Genomic DNA, 16,835 nt, shown 5'->3' on the forward strand with positions numbered 1-16,835 from the left:
ACTATTTATCGTAATTAAAAGTTATTAAACTATAGTAATTAACCAAATAAATAACTTTTAATTAAAAAATATCGATACAAACGGCTACTCATTACATTTTAATTCACTAACAAAAACAGAAAGAAAGATGAACATGAAAAAGTCAGTTTTAATAGCCGTTGCTTCGTTAGCTATCGGATTTTTCTCAACCCAGGCGATGGCTCAGACTCAGGACACTGCTAAAACAACTGCTGCTCCTGCAGCTACATCAACAGCTACTGCATCGGGTGATGTGGTTGGCGTGATGGCAACTTCAACTAATTACGCGCCAATGGCACTTGCAATAAAATCAGCACAGCTTGAGCCAACTTTGCAGGCACCTGGCCCGTTCACCATATTTGCGCCAAACGACGTAGCTTTTAGCAAATTGCCAAAACCGCAGTTTGACGCACTGATGAAAGATCCGGCCAAATTTGCACCTATATTGAAATATCACGTAGTTGCAGGTAAATACACCAAAACGGATATCATTAAAGCCTTAGGCGCAGGTAAAGGTAAAGCCGACCTGAAAACTATCGACGGGCAAACATTGCATTTGTCAGTAAATGATAAAAGCAACCTGCAGATCACCGATGCGAAGGGTAACGCCGTATTGGTTACCGCATTTGATACAGAAGCAAGCAATGGCGTAATACATGGTATTAATGGCGTTATGATGCCTTAGTCACAAAACACTTTGTTTAAATTTTAAATCCATGAAAAACCCGGCCTATGAAGCCGGGTTTTTCATTTATGGCTGCGCGCAACCCAGGAATCTTTGGTTAGCTGATAGTCAAGAAAAATATGCTCGCCATTATCGGAAGGGAAATGACCAGCGAGATAAAAACCATTTTTTATAAGTAGCTTAACTGAGCTTTCATTTCCCCCGACCGGACAGGCAGCTATCACCTCAAAGCCTGCCGTTTCAAAACCATACTTAAGCACCGCTGATAAAGCCTCCTGCATTAAACCCTTTCCTTGTTGGTCCGGGTAAAGCTCATACCCAATTTCTGCCTTTTTATCGGTCAGCTCAAGGTTCCAGTAGCAAATGGTTCCAATGAGATCGTTATCGTCTTTTAGCGTTATAGCCCAGTAAAAACCCTCGCCCCTGCTTATTATGCCTTCTATCTTTTTAATAAATGAGCGTGCTCCATCAATAGTAATATCGTTGGAACGCCCAAGATATTTATTCACTTCGGCATTGGAGCGGATTGCCATAATCTGCGGAGTGTCGGAATCAAGCAATCCGCGCAAGTGCAAACGATCGGTAGTTAGCAAAGGCATTTCAGACATATGAATAGCTATTTGATTTTCTTATTTTCCCTGTCGGCAATAAATACAACGGGTAAGCCTACACAAATTACCAGTGTTAACATCCCCGATAGGATGGTGCTTACAGGGATATGATATCCCGGCTTCGTGGTTATTTTGCTTAAAGGCACTACACCTAAATTCATAATAAGCCACGCCGCAATACCGTAAATAACCGCTACGAAGTATTTATTGCGCAACCCGTTATAAAAGAAAGGATAAAGCAGGAAAAATACCGCACTAAATGAAAAAGCAATAACGTAATGAAATATTACGCCAGCTACGATAATTTCGGCACCTCCCGCAAAAGCCGCCGGACCGAAGGCGCCGCTGGCAATAAATTTAAAAATAACGCCAGGATTTACTTTATAATTCAGGATCATGGCTGCAAGCCCATCGAGCGTACCCGTTATAAACCCGGCGAACAGAATATTGACAAGTTTACTTTTCTTCTTCGGGTTTACTTTTTTTAACATGGGTAGAAATTATAGGGGCTAAATTTATGCTTTTAGAACGCTGTTTAAAAAAGAACAGAAAGTTTTTTGTAGAGATGCATAATTGCGTCTCCCGGAGGACAAGCCGATTTAAAGGCTCCTAATCCTGTCGGAAATTGCATGCGGGAGACGCAATTATGCGTCTCTACATTAAAAACAATCAAATTTAAATAGCTTTTAAGATGCTATAAATTATATATGAAATACATTTTTAACCAATTGGCTTCCAGCAATCAGATTATCACTTCAGATATTTATCCATAAAATAAAACACCCTTTTTCTGATATCTTCAGCATCAAACATTACCCCGTAGTGAGGTGCATTAGGCACAATGATAAGTTCATTTTTTACTCCTGCAAGTTTAAGGTATGAACTTAGCAAAACCGATTGCGTATAATTGACCGATTCGTCCTTTTCGCCCTGAACGATGAGAAATGGAGGATCGTTTTTATCAACGTAGGTGACCGGACTTGCTATATTAGCCAGATCGGGCCGGTCGATAGGGCAAGCGCCGAGCAGCAGGTTAACCGGGCTTTTAGGATCATTCACATCGCTGCCTTTTAGCGACAGGAAATTTGACGGGCCATAAAAATCAAGCGCGAGCTTGATTTTAAAATGAGGCTTGTTTCCGTTGGGATAAAACTCCTTAACATTATTGTTATTGGATAAAGTCAATAACGATGCCAAATGCCCTCCGGCCGAAAAGCCAATCACCCCAAACTTATCCCTGTTAAGCTTATATTTTGAAGCGTTTTGATACAGAAACTCAATGGCCTGGTTACAATCCTGGATCTGTGCTGGAAATGGCGCAGTGGTACTCCAGCGATAATCGATAGAGGCCACAGCATACCCATTATCAATAAAGCCCTGAACGGTTTTCTGCATATAGCCCATGTCGGCATATTTATCGTTCAGCATCCAGGCACCGCCATGAATCCAGATAATAACAGGGTAGCTACCTTTTGCCGTTGGTGGCAGATAAATATCCAGCAGATGCTTTTTTAAAGTATCACCGGCATAGTTTATATCTCCGTACAATATAGTACCCTTTGGAAAAAATGGTTGTTTGGGGCTTGAAGTTTGGGCATGCGTTAATGCAGATAAAATGCAGATCAGAACGATCAGCAGGGTTTGGGCTATCTTTTTCATAATTGGTTAATTGCTTAAAGATAACGCATATCCTTAAAAATCAGCAATTAAATCCCCACCGAAAAATACAATACCCAGGCTATAAATAACAATTGCAAAGGAATGCGAAACCATAGGTAGCCGGTGCCGCTGCCATCATAAGTGGCCTTTTCAAAATTTACATGCTTGATAGTGGCATTGATATTTGCAGGAAGCATCACTACAAACATGATGAGTAAAATAATGCCTGCTATGTGCCTTGTGGCATTAACAATTAGCAAAGGCCCAAGGACTATCTCCATTACACCGGTTAAATGAACTAACGCACCTTTAAATGGAATAAAACCCGGCATCATCATGACCATGCCTTTGGTAAACATAAAGTGCCCCAACGATGCAAACCAAAGCATCAGCATCATGGCAACGTTACCACTCAGGATAATATTCCAATCGTCAATAAAAAGCCGCGAAATAACGGCCGTAAGGATAAAACTTATGATGAGAACGAGCAGGACTTTCATAAGGATTAAAGTAAGGTTAGATGTTAAGGTTAAGAGACTTCCTGTTTTATTAAAAGAATCAAAAAATCGTATTCATTAGCGGGTAATTTCAACTCACTTGCAATATCGACTACCATTGAGTAGAGTGCTTTGTTTATCTCAACATTATATTCATATATCTGGGTTATCACATGATCAAAACTTAGCCCTAATTCGTTATATTCAAGATAGTCTTTAGCTATTGCCAAATCTTTTCCACTTAAGCCCAATTGCCCGGCTAAATCTATCAGCACTAATATGCGGCCTTTGATACCTTTGTTTTTAAACCAGCCAACATATCATTGATCTTATTTACGCCTTGATCAACTGCTCCCCTTCAATCTTCTTTTGCAGTTCCAAAATAGCACCAATAAGTGCTTCGGGGCGTGGCGGGCAGCCCTGTACGTATACGTCAACCGGGATCACCCGGTCAACGCCTTTTACAACGTGGTAACCATGCTGCCAGTACGGGCCGCCGCAGTTGGAGCATGACCCCATCGAGATCACATATTTAGGCTCGGGCATTTGCTCGTACAGGCGTTTAATGCGTTCGGCCATTTTAAAAGTAACAGTACCTGCAATAATGATCACATCGGCCTGGCGGGCAGACGGGCGGGGAAAAACACCAAAACGGTCAAGGTCATAGGTAGAAGCCATAGAGCCCATCATTTCAATGGCGCAGCAGGCTATACCAAAGCTAAGCGGCCATAATGATGATAAACGCGCCCAGTTAAGCAGGTCGTTCATTTTGGTTACCACTACACCACCGTTCTCACTTGTTATATCGTTATTCATTTGCAGGCTTTTTAAAGGCGGGTTTAAACATAGGCTTACGTGCAGGCTCTGTTGACGGAGTGGCAGTAGCAGCGGCGGTTGCTGCAGTAGTTGTTATTACCGTATCAATATTAAAATCTTTTACTGTAAACCTGCTCTGCTCCTGGTTTAACTGCTCATACAATGATGGCGGGATATGCACATCAGTGTGTGGTACAATAGGTTTGGGTTTTATCCAATCCAAATCGCCTTTGCGCCAAACGTATATCAATCCTACTATCAGGATGCCTAAAAACACAAACATTTCGGCAAGCGAAAGCCAACCCCAGCGCGCATCCTGCGCAGCAATTTCATGACTGCCAAACACTGTTGCCCATGGAAAAATAAAAACCATCTCTACATCAAACAGCAAGAAAACCAGTGCTATAACATAAAAACGCGGATTAAAGGGTAACCACGCATTACCGGTAGGTTCTTCACCGCATTCATACGAACTTAATTTTTCGGCATTGGGATTATTGGGCGCTAAAAGTCTGTTGATAAAAAATATCACGCACACCATTATTATCCCCGTAATAATAAAGATGAGTATCTTTCCAAATTCTGATATTTGCGAAACATCCGTCATGAGTACAAATTTAGTAAAACAAACAGATTTTGACGCTATAATAATTGGTGGAGGCGCATGCGGCCTCATGTGTGCCGTACAAGCAGGCTTTTTAGGCAAGCGGGTACTGGTGCTTGAAAAAAACGACCGCGTTGGCGCCAAGATCCTCATCAGCGGTGGAGGGCGTTGTAACTATACCAATCTTTATGCTACCGATCAACAGTTTATTTCTCAAAACCCACATTTCTGTAAATCAGCCTTTTCGCAGTGGACAGTTGATGACACCATCAGCTTTTTTGAAACTTATGGCATTACCGGCAAGGAAAAAACATTAGGCCAGCTTTTCCCGGTAAGCGATAAAGCAAAGGATGTAGTTGAAGTTTTTACTAACCTCTGCGATGATCTTGGACAGGAAATCTGGGTTAATGCCGAGGTTAAAGCAGTTGAAAAAACTGACGATGGGTTTACAGTACGCGCCGAAGTAAATGGCAAGCAGGAATATATAAGCGCCACCGGCGTAGTAATGGCTGCAGGCGGTTTACCCATCCCCAAAATGGGCGCTACCGATTTTGGTTTGCGTACTGCGCGAAACTTCGGTTTAAAAGTTACCGATACCGCCCCTGCCCTGGTGCCGCTAACCATTACCGGTAAAGACCAGCCCTGGTATGAGCAACTTTCAGGTAACAGTATTTTCTGTAGAGTTTGGAACGACAAGGCCAGTTTTGAAGAAAACATCCTTTTCACCCACTGGGGCCTCAGCGGACCGGCTATATTACAGATCTCCTCCTACTGGAAACCCGGTGAAACCATTAATATCGATCTTCTCCCCAATCAAAACATTGCCGACCTCATTCAACAGGAAAAAGAAACCAATGGCAAAAAAATGCTGCTGGCTTACATAGCATCCTTATATACCCGCAAGTTTGCCGAAGCTTTAAGTGATAAACTCCCGGCCGAGAAAAACATGGCATCATTGACTAAAGCTGAAATCGAAAGTATCAGCGCACTCATTCACGATTTTAAAGTAAAACCTGCAGGCGATAAAGGTTATGACAAGGCCGAAGTTATGCGCGGCGGAGTGGCTACCGATGAGTTATCATCCAAAACACTGGAAGCTAAGAAAGTACCCGGATTATTTTTTGGCGGTGAATGCGTGGATGTTACCGGATGGCTTGGGGGCTATAATTTTCAATGGGCCTGGGCAAGCGGCTTTGTTATTGCGCAAAACATATGACCGTTGATTTTTTTGATTACGCTGATTCGTTGATGTTATTGCCCATTTGCCGTCGCTCGGCTCCAGCCGAGTGTCAGTTATTTCCAGGCCTCTGGCCTATATGCCCTCAATAGGCTGACGTCGTCGGCCAGAGGCCGTGGGATAGTTAGCCACTCGGCAGGAGCCGAGCGGCGGCAAGGATAATTGTATTTTGAATAGCGTTTAATTACCTACCGCTCCACTATCTTATAATTTCTATACTCGCCAACGCGCCAGCCGGTAAGGTCCTCAATTTTTTGCAGTGCCTTTCGGCGGAAATCCATACCTGCCCTCAGCTTTTTGGAGTCGAAATCGATATTCCAGTTGGTAGCCGCTATGCGTTTTTGTATAGGTGCAGGGTGTGTGCCGGTAAAGCGGATCAGGCGATCTGCATTACCATAATCAAATTCATAAGTTTCGGGCAGGTGTTCAGCAAACCAGGTTTCATCGTGATAAAACTTGTTGAAGTTACGTACCTTATGGGTTAAGCCCTGCGGAGGCTTGGCCCAGCCGTAATGATATATATAAGCATCAATAAGCTTTACATTTATCTTGCGATCATCAAGCCTGAACCCTTGAGCATCGCGATACGAGTGAATCCCTTTAATATTTTTCAGCAAACGGATCTCGCGGCGGTACCAGCGTCTTGAATGCCCGTAATAATCATAGGAGCCATAAAAGTGTAAATACTTAAACAGTAAGCCTTCAATATTGGGTTTATTTAAAGCTTCCTGCATTTCCTTTTTGATAAGCGGGTGATATTTCTCATGTACCGCTTCATCTCCCTGGATATAAAAGCACCAGTCGGCATCGGGCGATATGGCGGCGAAAGCTTTATCAGTCTCCACTGCAAATACCCTTCCACCTTCCCGTAATGACTCGTCCCAAACAGAGTCAATAATTTTAATGATCGGCGAGTTAATGCCCTCAATCAATTGCCGGGTACCATCATCTGAATTACCCACTACTACAATAAACTCATCGCAAAGCGGTAATATTGAAGTAATAGCCTCAACAATAGGATAATCGTTACGTACAGCGTTTCTGATAAAGGTAAAACCGGATACTTTCATAAGCGGTGTAAAGATAGGCAAGAGAATTAAAATTTGCGGATAGAATCAAGACTAGCAGATGCAAGATTAAGGCCTTCTTTCAATGAGTACTATCAATTTGTGACATTGGGATTAACGCATTTTGCCCGCCGATGCGTTACTTTGCACATAATAACATACTGTACAATTAGCAGTAATCCATATCAATAAATATCACTATGAAGGCACTCGCCAGGCAACTTTTTAAAACTTTTCTTTTTTCGGTAATCATATCTATAGTAGCAAGCTGTATATATTACGCACTTCAGCACAAAGGTGTAGGTGAAGATCTGAAAGCAATATTGCCTTCTATATCTGAAGGTGTGGCCTTTTTGAACATCATCATTTTTGTGATGACATTACCTATGCTGTTTTTAGCAAACCCGGCTTATTACAATAATCTCTCGATACGACTGGTGCTTTACTATGCAGGATCAATTGTGTTCACAATTACCGCTTTCAGGCTGCAGCTAAGCCCCGAAAACAAAGCGGTTTACTTTATCACCGCAATTACATTTGTTATAGTGCATAGCGTTTTTTATTACCTGATGACCAAAAAACGTCGTTGAACCATTGTAGTTTAAAGCATTTGTAGGCTTTTTGAAAGATTTAGGCTAAACTTGCAGTTGCAAAATATGAAAGCATTTTACGGAGATTTAAAACTGGGTATTTTAGGCGGCGGGCAACTGGGCCGCATGCTGATACAGCAAGCCATAAACTATAACGTTACTGTTAAAATACTTGATCCCGACCGTGAAGCACCTTGCCGCAAACTTTGTGATGAGTTTACGGTAGGCTCACTGGGCGATTATGAAACGGTATATAACTTCGGCAAAACTGTCGACCTGCTTACCATCGAAATAGAGAAGGTTAATGTTGATGCCCTCGAACAATTGGAAAAAGAAGGTGTAGCGGTTTATCCGCAGTCACGTATTATCCGATTGATCCAGGATAAAGGCCTGCAAAAGCAGTTTTTCAAGGAAAATGATATCCCAACTGCCGACTTCCAGATCATATCATCGCCACAGCAGCTTCAGCAAAGTTTAATCCCTTTCCCTTATATCCAAAAATTGCGTAAGGATGGCTACGATGGCAAAGGCGTATATAAAGTAATTGACGAAAGTTATCTTGCCGGCGCCTTTAAAGAGCCGAGCCTTATTGAAAAATGGATAGATTTTGAAAAAGAGATTGCAGTAATTGTTGCCCGTAATGAAAACGGCGAGATCAGCACTTTCCCAATGGTTGAAATGGAATTTAACCCTAAAGCCAACCTTGTCGAATTTTTGATAGCCCCATCTACCCTTCCGTTCGCCATACAGCAAAAAGCAGAACAGATTGCCAAAAAAATTGCCGACAGCCTTAAAATTGTAGGCTTACTGGCAGTTGAAATGTTTTTAGATAAGCATGGCCGCATCCTGGTTAATGAATTGGCCCCGCGTCCTCATAACAGCGGTCACCAAACCATTGAAGGCAACGTAGTATCACAATTTGAGCAGCATTTAAGGGCGATATTTAACCAGCCCTTGGGTGATACCGCCTGCCTTAACAATGCCATTATGGTGAACGTATTAGGCGAAGCCGGTTACGAAGGTCCCGCAATTTATCAGGGCATTGAAAAAGTATTGAAGGTACCGGGAGTATATATCCATCTTTACGGCAAAGCGCTAACCAAGCCATTCCGAAAAATGGGTCATGTTACTATTGTTGACGCAGACAGGGAAAAGGCGATAGAAAAGGCAAGATTTGTACAAAAGACACTGAAAGTAATTAGTTAGTTTAGTTGATGGTTCATAGATCATAGTTCATAGCAGAAGCAATGGCATTTAGATTTGAAGATCTCCAGATTTGGCAGAAGGCCATGGATTTGGATGAACAAATAAATCAGCTAACAAAAACATTTCCCAAAGAAGAAATTTATATTTTAACATCACAGATAAAACGCGCAGCTGATTCTGTTGTTCTGAATATAGCAGAAGGATCAACCGGGCAAAGTAAAGCAGTTTTTAAGGTCTTTTTAGGTTATTCTCTAAGATCTGCCATTGAAGTGGTAAGCTGTCTTTTTATTGCAAAAAGAAGAAACTATATCGCTGAAGAAAACTTTAAAGATTTATATACTGATTATGAAGTTTTGGTAAAGATGATCACGGCTTTGAAAAATGCCATTTAACTGATCTTCCCATGAACCATGATCTATGAACCATGAACTATCAACCATGAACAACAACACTACAAAAGTCGCCATTATAATGGGCAGCAAATCGGATCTGAATGTAATGCAGGATGCTGCTGATGTTTTAGCCGAATTAGGCGTTGAATATGAAATAACCGTGGTATCGGCCCATCGTACGCCTGATCGTATGTTCAGCTATGCCCGTGCCGCTGCTGATCGTGGCATAAAAGTAATCATCGCCGGTGCCGGCGGTGCAGCTCACCTACCGGGTATGGTGGCATCATTAACACACCTGCCGGTTATCGGTGTGCCCGTAAAATCAAGCAATTCTATCGATGGCTGGGATTCTATCCTATCCATATTACAAATGCCAAATGGTATCCCTGTAGCAACAGTAGCTTTAAATGCAGCCAAAAACGCAGGGATCCTTGCAGCCCAAATCCTTTCAACCGGAGATGAATACCTGGTAAAGAACCTCATCGACTTTAAAGAGAACCTTAAAAAGAAAGTTGAAGAATCGGCAAGGGAAATGGAGGATAGTGATTAGAGATTGGAGGTTAGAGATTAGTTAGCTCAAGCTTATACAAATTGAATGAGAAAAGGCCATAGTTTACTACGGCCTTTTCTCATTTCTAAATATTATAGTCTAATCACTAATCTCCAACCTCTAATCTCTCACACTAATTCAAAGCCGGATTTTCAGGAAAATTAGCAATGTGGGCATAGCGCTGACCAAGGCCGATTACTACCTGTCGCCATAGATTTTGTTCATCGAGGGTAAACAATGTTTCTATATCAAACTTGTTGGTCACAATCCAGCTGTCTTCTTTTATTTCTTCATCAAGCTGCTGAGGTGTCCAGCCCGAGTAACCGGCAAAAAACTTAATTTCTTCGGTGCTTAACTGATAATTGGATACCAAATATTTCACCTGTTCAAAATCGCCGCCCCAGTAAAGGCCGTCGGCTATTTCAATGCCCCCTTCTATTTTATCAGGTGCGCAATGGATAAAATGCAATGTGTTTTTGGCTACGGGGCCGCCCTCATAAACAGGCATTTCGGAGTATGAAACATCGGGCAGTACATCGCCTAATAAATATTCACTTTGATGGTTCAGGATAAAGCCCATAGCTCCGTCCTCAGAGTATTCTGTCAAAATTATTACGGATCTCCTGAAATTCGGATCCATCATAAATGGTTCCGAAATAAGTAAATGGCCTGCCGCGGCCGCTATAGGACTAAGCATAAAGTTTAGCGTTTAAATACATAACAAGCATAGTAAAAATATGTTCAATTATGAATAATGATTTACATCATTATATACGGTTTAATTAATTTGTAAGTTTGCATTGAAATGAATCAGCAGGAAATACAAAATTTAAGGCAGGACTATAGCGCATCTACGCTGTCGGAAAATAGCACCAAAGCCGATCCTATTAAACAGTTTGAACAATGGTTTAACGAAGCTTTGGAAGCAAAATTGCACGAACCCAATGCTATGACGCTTTCAACAGCTACCATAAATGGCAAGCCCTCGGCACGTATTGTACTTTTAAAAGGCTTTCATACAGGTGGTTTTATATTTTTCACCAACTACTTAAGCCGTAAAGGGAAAGAAATAGCCAAAAACCCGCAGGGTGCACTTACATTTTTTTGGGGAGGCCTTGAGCGCCAGGTGCGTATTGAAGGCACTATCGAAAAAGTAAGCAAGGAAGAATCTGAAAAATATTTTCACTCGCGCCCTAAAGGCAGCCAGGTTGGTGCGGTAGTATCGCCACAAAGCCAGGAAATTGAAAGCCGTGAACAGCTTGAACAAAAATGGAATGAACTCGAAGCTGAATATGCCGATAAGGAAGTGCCCAAACCATCCTATTGGGGCGGATATGTCTTAAACCCACAATTGGTTGAGTTTTGGCAGGGAAGGCCAAGCCGTATGCACGACCGCATCCTGTATAAAAAAACTGATAAAAAAACCTGGAAAAAAGTACGCCTTGCACCATGAATTTTGATGATATTAAACAACTGCTCACCGAAAAATTTGGTGATACTGTAATTGCCGGCGAAGAAACATCGGGCTTACAGCCAGCCCTGCTCATTAACCCTGATGATATTACAGCCGTATGCATGGAGTTACGTAATAATCCAAAAACTTATTTCGATTTCCTGTCGAGCTTGAGCGGAGTGCATTATAACGACGAATCAAATCGCTTTGGTGTGGTTTATCACCTGGCTTCTATCCCATACAAAACACAGCTTACTTTAAAAATAAGTAAACCCCACGAAAAAGAAAGTTCTGAACTGCCCGAATTTAAAAGCATAACATCCGTTTATCGTACTGCCGACTGGCACGAGCGTGAAGCCTACGACTTGCTGGGTATTTACTTTGAAGGTCATCCCGATCTTCGCAGGATTTTGCTGCCCGACGATTGGGAAGGCTTTCCTTTAAGAAAGGATTATCAGAACGCAGAGTTTTATAAAGGCATCAGGATAGATTAGTAGCTTATTACAAACCTATATTTTGCTATTTTAAGGTTTAAGCAATTTATCCAACTTTAGCCGCTACTACAAACAGGGGATTGCTCTTTAAAATAATTTGATGCGTCTGAAAAAATCGCCAAAAGAAATTCTCGCACTAATTATTTGTCAGGCTTACCACAATTAATCGAATTACACGAATTTTCAATTGCATAAATTAAAAATTCGTGTAATTCGATTAACTTGAGAAAATTAGTGTAAAAATTTCTTATTCGCTCACCTCCATTTTTTAAAAGCAATTTCCCTACTACAACAGCCCTATAATTGAAAAAAAAAGCTGATTTTTGATATCTATATTATAGTATAACTATACTATATACGGCTACTAATTTAACAGCATATAAAATTGGTCATTACAAACCCTAAATACGAAGAAGCCCTACTCAGGTACAATAAAAAGATAGCCGACGCCAGCGTTGAGGATATGATCCTGAATGTAGGTCCGCAGCACCCCTCAACTCATGGTGTTTTGCGTCTTGAACTCATTACCGATGGTGAAATAGTAAAAGAGGTTATTCCCCATATTGGTTACCTGCACCGCTGTTTCGAAAAACATGCCGAGTCGTTAACCTATCAGCAAACCATTCCTTTTACTGACAGGCTGGACTACCTGGCTTCCATGAATAACAGCCATGCCTTTGTAATGGGGGTTGAACGTATGATGGGTATTGATAAGGATATCCCTAAACGTGTAGAATATATCCGCATGCTGGTTTGTGAACTAAACCGTATAGCGTCGCACCTGATAGCCATCGGTACTTATGGTATTGATATAGGCGCATTTACCCCCTTCCTATGGTGTTTCAGGGATAGGGAACATATTATGGGCATGCTGGAGTGGGCATCGGGCTCGCGCATGTTATATAACTATATTTGGGTAGGAGGTTTATTTTACGATCTGCCGGTTGGCTTTGAAGAACGCTGCCGCGAATTTGTAGAATATTTTAAGCCCAAAATGGTTGAGCTTAACCAATTGCTTACCGATAACCAGGTGTTTATATCCCGTACAGCCAATGTTGGTGTTTTACCACTTGACGTAGCTATAAACTACGGCTGCTCGGGCCCCATGTTACGCGCCTCGGGTTTGAAATGGGATTTACGCCGAATTGATAACTATTCGGCCTATCCTGAGATTGATTTTGAAATCCCAATTGGCCGGGGCCTGATGGGTAAAGTTGGCGATTGCTGGGACAGGTATAAAGTACGTGTTGATGAAATTGAACAATCATTAAAGATTGTTGAGCAATGCCTTGACCGTTTGCAAAAAGAGCTGAAGCGCACGCCCGATTTTGATCCCCGTGCTAAAATGCCGCGCAAAACCATTCCTAAGGCGCAGGATTATTATGTACGCTGCGAAGGCGCCAAAGGTGAACTGGGCTTTTATTTTATGACAGACGGCAAATCAGAGATCCCAACCCGCGTAAAATCCCGCGGACCAAGCTTTAATAACCTTTCAGTATTGCCCGAATTATCCAAAGGTGTATTGATTGCTGATATGATAGCCATTGTAGGCTCAATCGACTTTGTTTTAGGCGAGGTTGACAGGTAAGCTGTCTGAACTCGAATTTATTGAACTAAAGGAATTTATTGAATTTTTCCTACATTCTGTCCATTATTTAATTTCATAAATTCGAGTTCAGACACACAAAAAAAGAGACCCCTCACGGCGTCTCTTCTCATTTTAATATATTAATTTTTATTGAGTGGGCTAATGATTACTGGTTATATACTTTAACCATAAAAACATAGTTTTTAAGCTTATTGCTTTGTTGAGTACGGCTTAAGCCGGCCAATTTGTTCTTAGTATTCAAATTAAGCGTTTTTGACAATGAATCTGTTGGGATGTTCTGTATCGCTTTTAGCAGGTAAGTTGACTTTTTAGCAAAATATGCGCCTGCAACCTGCGTTTGACGCGCGGTAATAACACCTATCACATTTCCTTTCTCATCAAGCAACGGGCCACCTGAATTGCCTGGGTTTACAGGCACAGAGATTTGATATTCGGTGGTGTCGCCCGAATAATTTGCTGCTGAAGCAAGATAACCTCCTCCATAAACCATATTATCGGCAGGGTAACCAAGTGTGTATACGCTTTCTCCCAGATCACCTTCTGCCCTTTTAAGATTGTATGGTATAGGGCCAAGATTTTTAAATAAAGGATCATTGATCTGTAATATGGCCAGATCATACTTAGGCTCCGTATAAATAACCTTTGCATGGAAGGATTCCCCCGCTGCATTCTGTACATAAACTGAATCAGCATTTTTTATCACATGGTAGTCTGTAGCCAGGTAACCATTTGATGTTAGTGCAAAACCAGTGCCCCTGAAATTGGCGGGCGGGGTAGTTGCTTTAGGCCTTACAGGCGTACGACTGCCCACGTTAACATTAATACGCTTAACTTTATTATCAATAGAATTGATTTTGCCTATCAGTTCCTCATACTTTGACTTATCGTTATTAAGCTTACCTGTAACAATCAATACGCTTAACACTGCAAATATCAGCACCGAGGCTGCTACAGATATCTTTGAATGATGGTTACGCCACATACGTACAATCCATACCGGGTGGATCATCACTTCTTCTTTCAGTGCATGAACATCAATTTCGGCATGAATAGCGTTCAAGCGATTTTCAAGCTCAAGGCGTTCGCCATATTGCTTAAGTAAGCCAATAAACTTAATATGTTCAGTAACTTTACTTTCAACAGCCGCATCGTTTTTGCGGAGCAGCTCAAATTGAACACGCTCTTCTGCAGTCATACTGCCGTCAAGGTACCGTTCAATAAACTCCGTAAGTTGGTTATCACTCATCTCTTGATCTCCTTATTTTTGCTGAAAAAACAATTTCTTCAGCCTTTGCAGGCATTTGTACTTTTGGGTTTTGGCATTATCCGCATTGGTATAGCCAAACCGCTCGCAGATCTCCTGCATCGATCTGTTTTTTATATAAAAGTCCTCCATAATGGTTTTACAGGGTTCGCCTAATAACTGGAGCGCACTCTCCATTTTACCAAACTGAATATCCCGCTCACTATGGTTGTCTATTTCTTCTTCAACTGGCAGGTGCTCTTCAAAATCCCTGATATCGCCACCGTACCTGTTCATCTGGCTTAACCTTTTTAGCCAAAGCCGCCTGCAAACCGAGTATATATAGGTTTTAAGCTTACTGTTAAGCTCAAAATCACCTGCTTTAACTTTATTGTAAAGAACTATAATGGCTTCCTGATAAATGTCTTTGGCATCATCCTCATCGCCATTGTTGTTAATGATCAACTGTAATATCATCGGAAAATAAGTTAAGTAGAGCTTCTTCAGCACTATTTCCGAATTATTAAGTATCCCAAGAACTATTTCACTATCTGTTGGAGCCGAAGCTTTTAAGTCTTTATTCACTCTTAATACTATTTAGGCCAAATTGTAACCCACTAATTATCAAAAAAAATCAAACTAAAATAAATTAATAACATTAGCATTACATTTCATTCCCTGTAACAATTGCATTCCGCTTAAAGTTTATATTTAATACCGTATGGTAAACAAGGTAACCCAATGTTAAAAACTATGCAGGCAAATCTGCAATAAAAAAACCGCTTGCAAAAACGCCTGCATTAAACTAATAATCCCAAGAATTTACAATTAGTTAAATTTTGATGGGTTACCTTTTTCAATAACTTGTATTAATCATCAAACGATCACAAAAAAAATTAACATTTAAAACTTCAAAAAATGAAAAATTCATTCAAATTAGGTTTCTTAGCTTTAGTTCTTGCAGCTTCTTTTTCAGCTTGTGGCGGTGACGCTAAAAAAACTGAAGGCGATACTACTAAAACTGTAGTTGATTCAACTAAAGTTGTTACCGATTCAACTAAAGTTTCTGCAGATACTACTAAAACTGCTGCTGATACTACTAAAAAAGACACCACCAAGAAATAATTATTTCTGATAAAATAGAAAGCCGTTAAATATCATTTTTAATCTTTTTCTATTGATTTTTTAGTTATCCATCAATAAAAAAGGTGACTCGTAATTTTTTTCAAAATTATGGGTTACCTTTTTTTATTTCTGGTATTAAGGTGTAAACTATTAAATCACTTATTTAAAAAATTAAACATGAAAAATTTCAAATTAGGCTTTTTAGCTTTAGCTATCGCTGCTTCTTTCGCTGCTTGTAAAGGTTCTTCTTCAGCTTCTTCTGCTGATTCAACTAAAGCTGACACTTCTAAAATGGCTGCTGACACTACTAAAGCTGATACTACTAAAAAAGACACTACTAAAGCTGCTGCTGACACTACTAAAAAAGACACTACTAAAAAGTAATTTAACTTTTTATGTTAAAAAGCGCCCTGGTTTTCCGGGGCGTTTTTTTTTGCTCAACACCAGCCAAACAATTTCAACTGATATTGCTTAATGTGTTAAGCAATAAAACATGAGATATTCAGAATGGAAAACGCTTAATGCCGATGAGCGCAAAAACATTGGCTGGCACCGCCGCCCTCACATACGTACCGCTACCCTTTTTACTATAATTTTTGCTATAACATTTACTATTATATTATTCGGGATAAGCAAGAACAGCACCGTACATCTTAATCGTAAACCAACGGCAAAAGAAAGTTTTATTATGGCAAAGCTTTTTGTGAAAGAAAAACTAAAGCAACCTCAGAAAGCGGTTTTCCCTGACGCAGGCTTTAAGTCGGTCATTGATACAACAGCCAATATCTACCAGGTACAATCAACTGTAAAAATTGAAAACGATAATGGTAAAATGGAACAATCGGCATGGGAAGTTAAAATGCTCTATACAGATGGCGACTGGGCCGAGAAAAACAGCTGGCAGGTTAAGGATATTACTATCCTTCCGCAACCCTTAAACTAATCCTTATTACTACAAATGAAAAGGAGCAGTTATAAT

Annotated in this window: 23 protein-coding genes; 12 read left to right on the plus strand and 11 right to left on the minus strand. The window is 40.7% G+C overall.

Going from position 1 to position 16,835, the window contains the following annotated elements; all coding sequences use genetic code 11:
* Positions 1–133: 133 nt before the first annotated feature.
* Positions 134–703 carry a fasciclin domain-containing protein gene (locus ACEN9X_RS00360; protein WP_413668516.1) on the plus strand — a complete coding sequence of 190 codons (570 nt, stop codon included), beginning with the start codon at positions 134–136 and terminating at the stop codon, positions 701–703.
* Positions 704–765: 62 nt separating this feature from the next.
* On the opposite strand, the gene ACEN9X_RS00365 is transcribed toward ACEN9X_RS00360, so the two are convergent.
* From ACEN9X_RS00365 to ACEN9X_RS00395, 7 genes are all read right to left on the minus strand, one after another.
* Complete coding sequence (locus tag ACEN9X_RS00365) at positions 766–1,311, minus strand: GNAT family N-acetyltransferase (RefSeq protein ID WP_413668517.1); 546 nt, start codon at positions 1,309–1,311, stop codon at positions 766–768.
* 8 nt (positions 1,312–1,319) lie between these two features.
* Positions 1,320–1,805, minus strand: a complete 486-nt coding sequence (locus tag ACEN9X_RS00370; protein WP_413668518.1) for a hypothetical protein — start codon at positions 1,803–1,805, stop codon at positions 1,320–1,322.
* Between the two features lie 259 nt (positions 1,806–2,064).
* A complete protein-coding gene (locus ACEN9X_RS00375; protein WP_413668519.1) occupies positions 2,065–2,973 on the minus strand; it encodes an alpha/beta hydrolase fold domain-containing protein in 909 nt (302 codons plus the stop codon).
* 47 nt (positions 2,974–3,020) lie between these two features.
* Positions 3,021–3,473: a hypothetical protein gene (locus tag ACEN9X_RS00380; RefSeq protein ID WP_413668520.1), complete on the minus strand. Its 453-nt coding sequence runs from the start codon at positions 3,471–3,473 to the stop codon at positions 3,021–3,023.
* A 29-nt stretch (positions 3,474–3,502) separates the two neighbouring features.
* Entirely contained in the window at positions 3,503–3,745 is a 243-nt protein-coding gene (locus tag ACEN9X_RS00385) for a MafI family immunity protein (protein ID WP_413668521.1), read from the minus strand.
* 58 nt (positions 3,746–3,803) lie between these two features.
* Positions 3,804–4,286, minus strand: a complete 483-nt coding sequence (locus ACEN9X_RS00390) for an NADH-quinone oxidoreductase subunit B (protein ID WP_112655155.1) — start codon at positions 4,284–4,286, stop codon at positions 3,804–3,806.
* Positions 4,279–4,893 (minus strand): NADH-quinone oxidoreductase subunit A, encoded by a 615-nt coding sequence (locus ACEN9X_RS00395; protein WP_413668522.1) that lies wholly within the window; start codon positions 4,891–4,893, stop codon positions 4,279–4,281. Before ACEN9X_RS00395 ends, ACEN9X_RS00390 begins: the two co-directional genes overlap by 8 nt.
* Between ACEN9X_RS00395 and ACEN9X_RS00400 the strand changes: the two genes are divergently transcribed.
* Positions 4,892–6,106 (plus strand): NAD(P)/FAD-dependent oxidoreductase, encoded by a 1,215-nt coding sequence (locus ACEN9X_RS00400; RefSeq protein WP_413668523.1) that lies wholly within the window; start codon positions 4,892–4,894, stop codon positions 6,104–6,106. The genes ACEN9X_RS00395 and ACEN9X_RS00400 overlap by 2 nt on opposite strands.
* A gap of 209 nt (positions 6,107–6,315) precedes the next feature.
* Here ACEN9X_RS00400 and ACEN9X_RS00405 read toward each other — a convergent pair whose 3' ends face one another.
* The gene (locus tag ACEN9X_RS00405) at positions 6,316–7,197 is read right to left on the minus strand and encodes a glycosyltransferase family 2 protein (RefSeq protein ID WP_413668524.1); all 882 of its coding nucleotides are present in this window, start codon (positions 7,195–7,197) and stop codon (positions 6,316–6,318) included.
* 197 nt (positions 7,198–7,394) lie between these two features.
* Here ACEN9X_RS00405 and ACEN9X_RS00410 point away from each other — a divergent pair, with 197 nt between their 5' ends.
* The 4 genes from ACEN9X_RS00410 (at position 7,395) to purE (ending at position 9,932) form a co-directional block, all read left to right on the plus strand.
* Positions 7,395–7,784 (plus strand): hypothetical protein, encoded by a 390-nt coding sequence (locus tag ACEN9X_RS00410; protein ID WP_413668525.1) that lies wholly within the window; start codon positions 7,395–7,397, stop codon positions 7,782–7,784.
* A 66-nt stretch (positions 7,785–7,850) separates the two neighbouring features.
* Positions 7,851–8,990 carry a 5-(carboxyamino)imidazole ribonucleotide synthase gene (locus ACEN9X_RS00415; RefSeq protein WP_413668526.1) on the plus strand — a complete coding sequence of 380 codons (1,140 nt, stop codon included), beginning with the start codon at positions 7,851–7,853 and terminating at the stop codon, positions 8,988–8,990.
* Between the two features lie 41 nt (positions 8,991–9,031).
* The gene (locus ACEN9X_RS00420) at positions 9,032–9,382 is read left to right on the plus strand and encodes a four helix bundle protein (RefSeq protein WP_413668527.1); all 351 of its coding nucleotides are present in this window, start codon (positions 9,032–9,034) and stop codon (positions 9,380–9,382) included.
* A 25-nt stretch (positions 9,383–9,407) separates the two neighbouring features.
* On the plus strand, positions 9,408–9,932 hold the full coding sequence (purE, locus tag ACEN9X_RS00425) for a 5-(carboxyamino)imidazole ribonucleotide mutase (RefSeq protein WP_413668528.1): 525 nt from the start codon (positions 9,408–9,410) through the stop codon (positions 9,930–9,932).
* A 133-nt stretch (positions 9,933–10,065) separates the two neighbouring features.
* Here purE and ACEN9X_RS00430 read toward each other — a convergent pair whose 3' ends face one another.
* A complete protein-coding gene (locus tag ACEN9X_RS00430) occupies positions 10,066–10,629 on the minus strand; it encodes a YqgE/AlgH family protein (protein WP_413668529.1) in 564 nt (187 codons plus the stop codon).
* Positions 10,630–10,737: 108 nt separating this feature from the next.
* Between ACEN9X_RS00430 and pdxH the strand changes: the two genes are divergently transcribed.
* From pdxH to ACEN9X_RS00445, 3 genes are all read left to right on the plus strand, one after another.
* Positions 10,738–11,385: a pyridoxamine 5'-phosphate oxidase gene (pdxH, locus tag ACEN9X_RS00435; protein ID WP_413668530.1), complete on the plus strand. Its 648-nt coding sequence runs from the start codon at positions 10,738–10,740 to the stop codon at positions 11,383–11,385.
* Positions 11,382–11,879, plus strand: coding sequence for an NADH-quinone oxidoreductase subunit C (locus tag ACEN9X_RS00440; protein WP_413668531.1), 498 nt, complete (start codon positions 11,382–11,384; stop codon positions 11,877–11,879). Before pdxH ends, ACEN9X_RS00440 begins: the two co-directional genes overlap by 4 nt.
* Positions 11,880–12,342: 463 nt before the next feature.
* Positions 12,343–13,467: an NADH-quinone oxidoreductase subunit D gene (locus tag ACEN9X_RS00445; RefSeq protein WP_413671168.1), complete on the plus strand. Its 1,125-nt coding sequence runs from the start codon at positions 12,343–12,345 to the stop codon at positions 13,465–13,467.
* A 166-nt stretch (positions 13,468–13,633) separates the two neighbouring features.
* Here the strand turns inward: ACEN9X_RS00445 and ACEN9X_RS00450 are convergent, their stop codons facing one another.
* Together ACEN9X_RS00450 and ACEN9X_RS00455 are read right to left on the minus strand one after the other, a co-directional pair.
* On the minus strand, positions 13,634–14,734 hold the full coding sequence (locus tag ACEN9X_RS00450; RefSeq protein WP_413668532.1) for a S1C family serine protease: 1,101 nt from the start codon (positions 14,732–14,734) through the stop codon (positions 13,634–13,636).
* Positions 14,735–14,746: 12 nt separating this feature from the next.
* Entirely contained in the window at positions 14,747–15,316 is a 570-nt protein-coding gene (locus tag ACEN9X_RS00455; RefSeq protein ID WP_413668533.1) for an RNA polymerase sigma factor, read from the minus strand.
* A gap of 333 nt (positions 15,317–15,649) precedes the next feature.
* Here ACEN9X_RS00455 and ACEN9X_RS00460 point away from each other — a divergent pair, with 333 nt between their 5' ends.
* The 3 genes from ACEN9X_RS00460 (at position 15,650) to ACEN9X_RS00470 (ending at position 16,799) form a co-directional block, all read left to right on the plus strand.
* Positions 15,650–15,856, plus strand: coding sequence for a hypothetical protein (locus tag ACEN9X_RS00460; RefSeq protein WP_413668534.1), 207 nt, complete (start codon positions 15,650–15,652; stop codon positions 15,854–15,856).
* Positions 15,857–16,033: 177 nt separating this feature from the next.
* Positions 16,034–16,240 carry a hypothetical protein gene (locus ACEN9X_RS00465; protein WP_413668535.1) on the plus strand — a complete coding sequence of 69 codons (207 nt, stop codon included), beginning with the start codon at positions 16,034–16,036 and terminating at the stop codon, positions 16,238–16,240.
* Between the two features lie 109 nt (positions 16,241–16,349).
* Entirely contained in the window at positions 16,350–16,799 is a 450-nt protein-coding gene (locus ACEN9X_RS00470) for a hypothetical protein (RefSeq protein WP_413668536.1), read from the plus strand.
* The last annotated feature ends 36 nt before the right edge of the window (positions 16,800–16,835 follow it).

It is taken from the genome of Mucilaginibacter sp. Mucisp86, from assembly GCF_047324315.1.
Lineage (GTDB): Bacteria > Bacteroidota > Bacteroidia > Sphingobacteriales > Sphingobacteriaceae > Mucilaginibacter.

Excerpts from the sequence above, each read along its gene's own strand:
- ACEN9X_RS00440 (WP_413668531.1), top strand. The coding sequence starts at position 11,382 with ATGAATTTTGATGATATTAAACAACTGCTCACCGAAAAATTTGGTGAT.
- ACEN9X_RS00460 (WP_413668534.1), top strand. The coding sequence starts at position 15,650 with ATGAAAAATTCATTCAAATTAGGTTTCTTAGCTTTAGTTCTTGCAGCT.
- ACEN9X_RS00415 (WP_413668526.1), top strand. The coding sequence starts at position 7,851 with ATGAAAGCATTTTACGGAGATTTAAAACTGGGTATTTTAGGCGGCGGG.
- ACEN9X_RS00450 (WP_413668532.1), bottom strand. The coding sequence starts at position 14,734 with ATGAGTGATAACCAACTTACGGAGTTTATTGAACGGTACCTTGACGGC.
- ACEN9X_RS00410 (WP_413668525.1), top strand. The coding sequence starts at position 7,395 with ATGAAGGCACTCGCCAGGCAACTTTTTAAAACTTTTCTTTTTTCGGTA.
- ACEN9X_RS00405 (WP_413668524.1), bottom strand. The coding sequence starts at position 7,197 with ATGAAAGTATCCGGTTTTACCTTTATCAGAAACGCTGTACGTAACGAT.
- ACEN9X_RS00380 (WP_413668520.1), bottom strand. The coding sequence starts at position 3,473 with ATGAAAGTCCTGCTCGTTCTCATCATAAGTTTTATCCTTACGGCCGTT.
- ACEN9X_RS00370 (WP_413668518.1), bottom strand. The coding sequence starts at position 1,805 with ATGTTAAAAAAAGTAAACCCGAAGAAGAAAAGTAAACTTGTCAATATT.
- purE (WP_413668528.1), top strand. The coding sequence starts at position 9,408 with ATGAACCATGAACTATCAACCATGAACAACAACACTACAAAAGTCGCC.
- ACEN9X_RS00420 (WP_413668527.1), top strand. The coding sequence starts at position 9,032 with ATGGCATTTAGATTTGAAGATCTCCAGATTTGGCAGAAGGCCATGGAT.
- ACEN9X_RS00375 (WP_413668519.1), bottom strand. The coding sequence starts at position 2,973 with ATGAAAAAGATAGCCCAAACCCTGCTGATCGTTCTGATCTGCATTTTA.
- ACEN9X_RS00395 (WP_413668522.1), bottom strand. The coding sequence starts at position 4,893 with ATGACGGATGTTTCGCAAATATCAGAATTTGGAAAGATACTCATCTTT.
- ACEN9X_RS00465 (WP_413668535.1), top strand. The coding sequence starts at position 16,034 with ATGAAAAATTTCAAATTAGGCTTTTTAGCTTTAGCTATCGCTGCTTCT.
- ACEN9X_RS00470 (WP_413668536.1), top strand. The coding sequence starts at position 16,350 with ATGAGATATTCAGAATGGAAAACGCTTAATGCCGATGAGCGCAAAAAC.
- ACEN9X_RS00360 (WP_413668516.1), top strand. The coding sequence starts at position 134 with ATGAAAAAGTCAGTTTTAATAGCCGTTGCTTCGTTAGCTATCGGATTT.
- ACEN9X_RS00445 (WP_413671168.1), top strand. The coding sequence starts at position 12,343 with ATGATCCTGAATGTAGGTCCGCAGCACCCCTCAACTCATGGTGTTTTG.
- ACEN9X_RS00365 (WP_413668517.1), bottom strand. The coding sequence starts at position 1,311 with ATGTCTGAAATGCCTTTGCTAACTACCGATCGTTTGCACTTGCGCGGA.
- ACEN9X_RS00390 (WP_112655155.1), bottom strand. The coding sequence starts at position 4,286 with ATGAATAACGATATAACAAGTGAGAACGGTGGTGTAGTGGTAACCAAA.
- ACEN9X_RS00430 (WP_413668529.1), bottom strand. The coding sequence starts at position 10,629 with ATGCTTAGTCCTATAGCGGCCGCGGCAGGCCATTTACTTATTTCGGAA.
- ACEN9X_RS00400 (WP_413668523.1), top strand. The coding sequence starts at position 4,892 with ATGAGTACAAATTTAGTAAAACAAACAGATTTTGACGCTATAATAATT.
- pdxH (WP_413668530.1), top strand. The coding sequence starts at position 10,738 with ATGAATCAGCAGGAAATACAAAATTTAAGGCAGGACTATAGCGCATCT.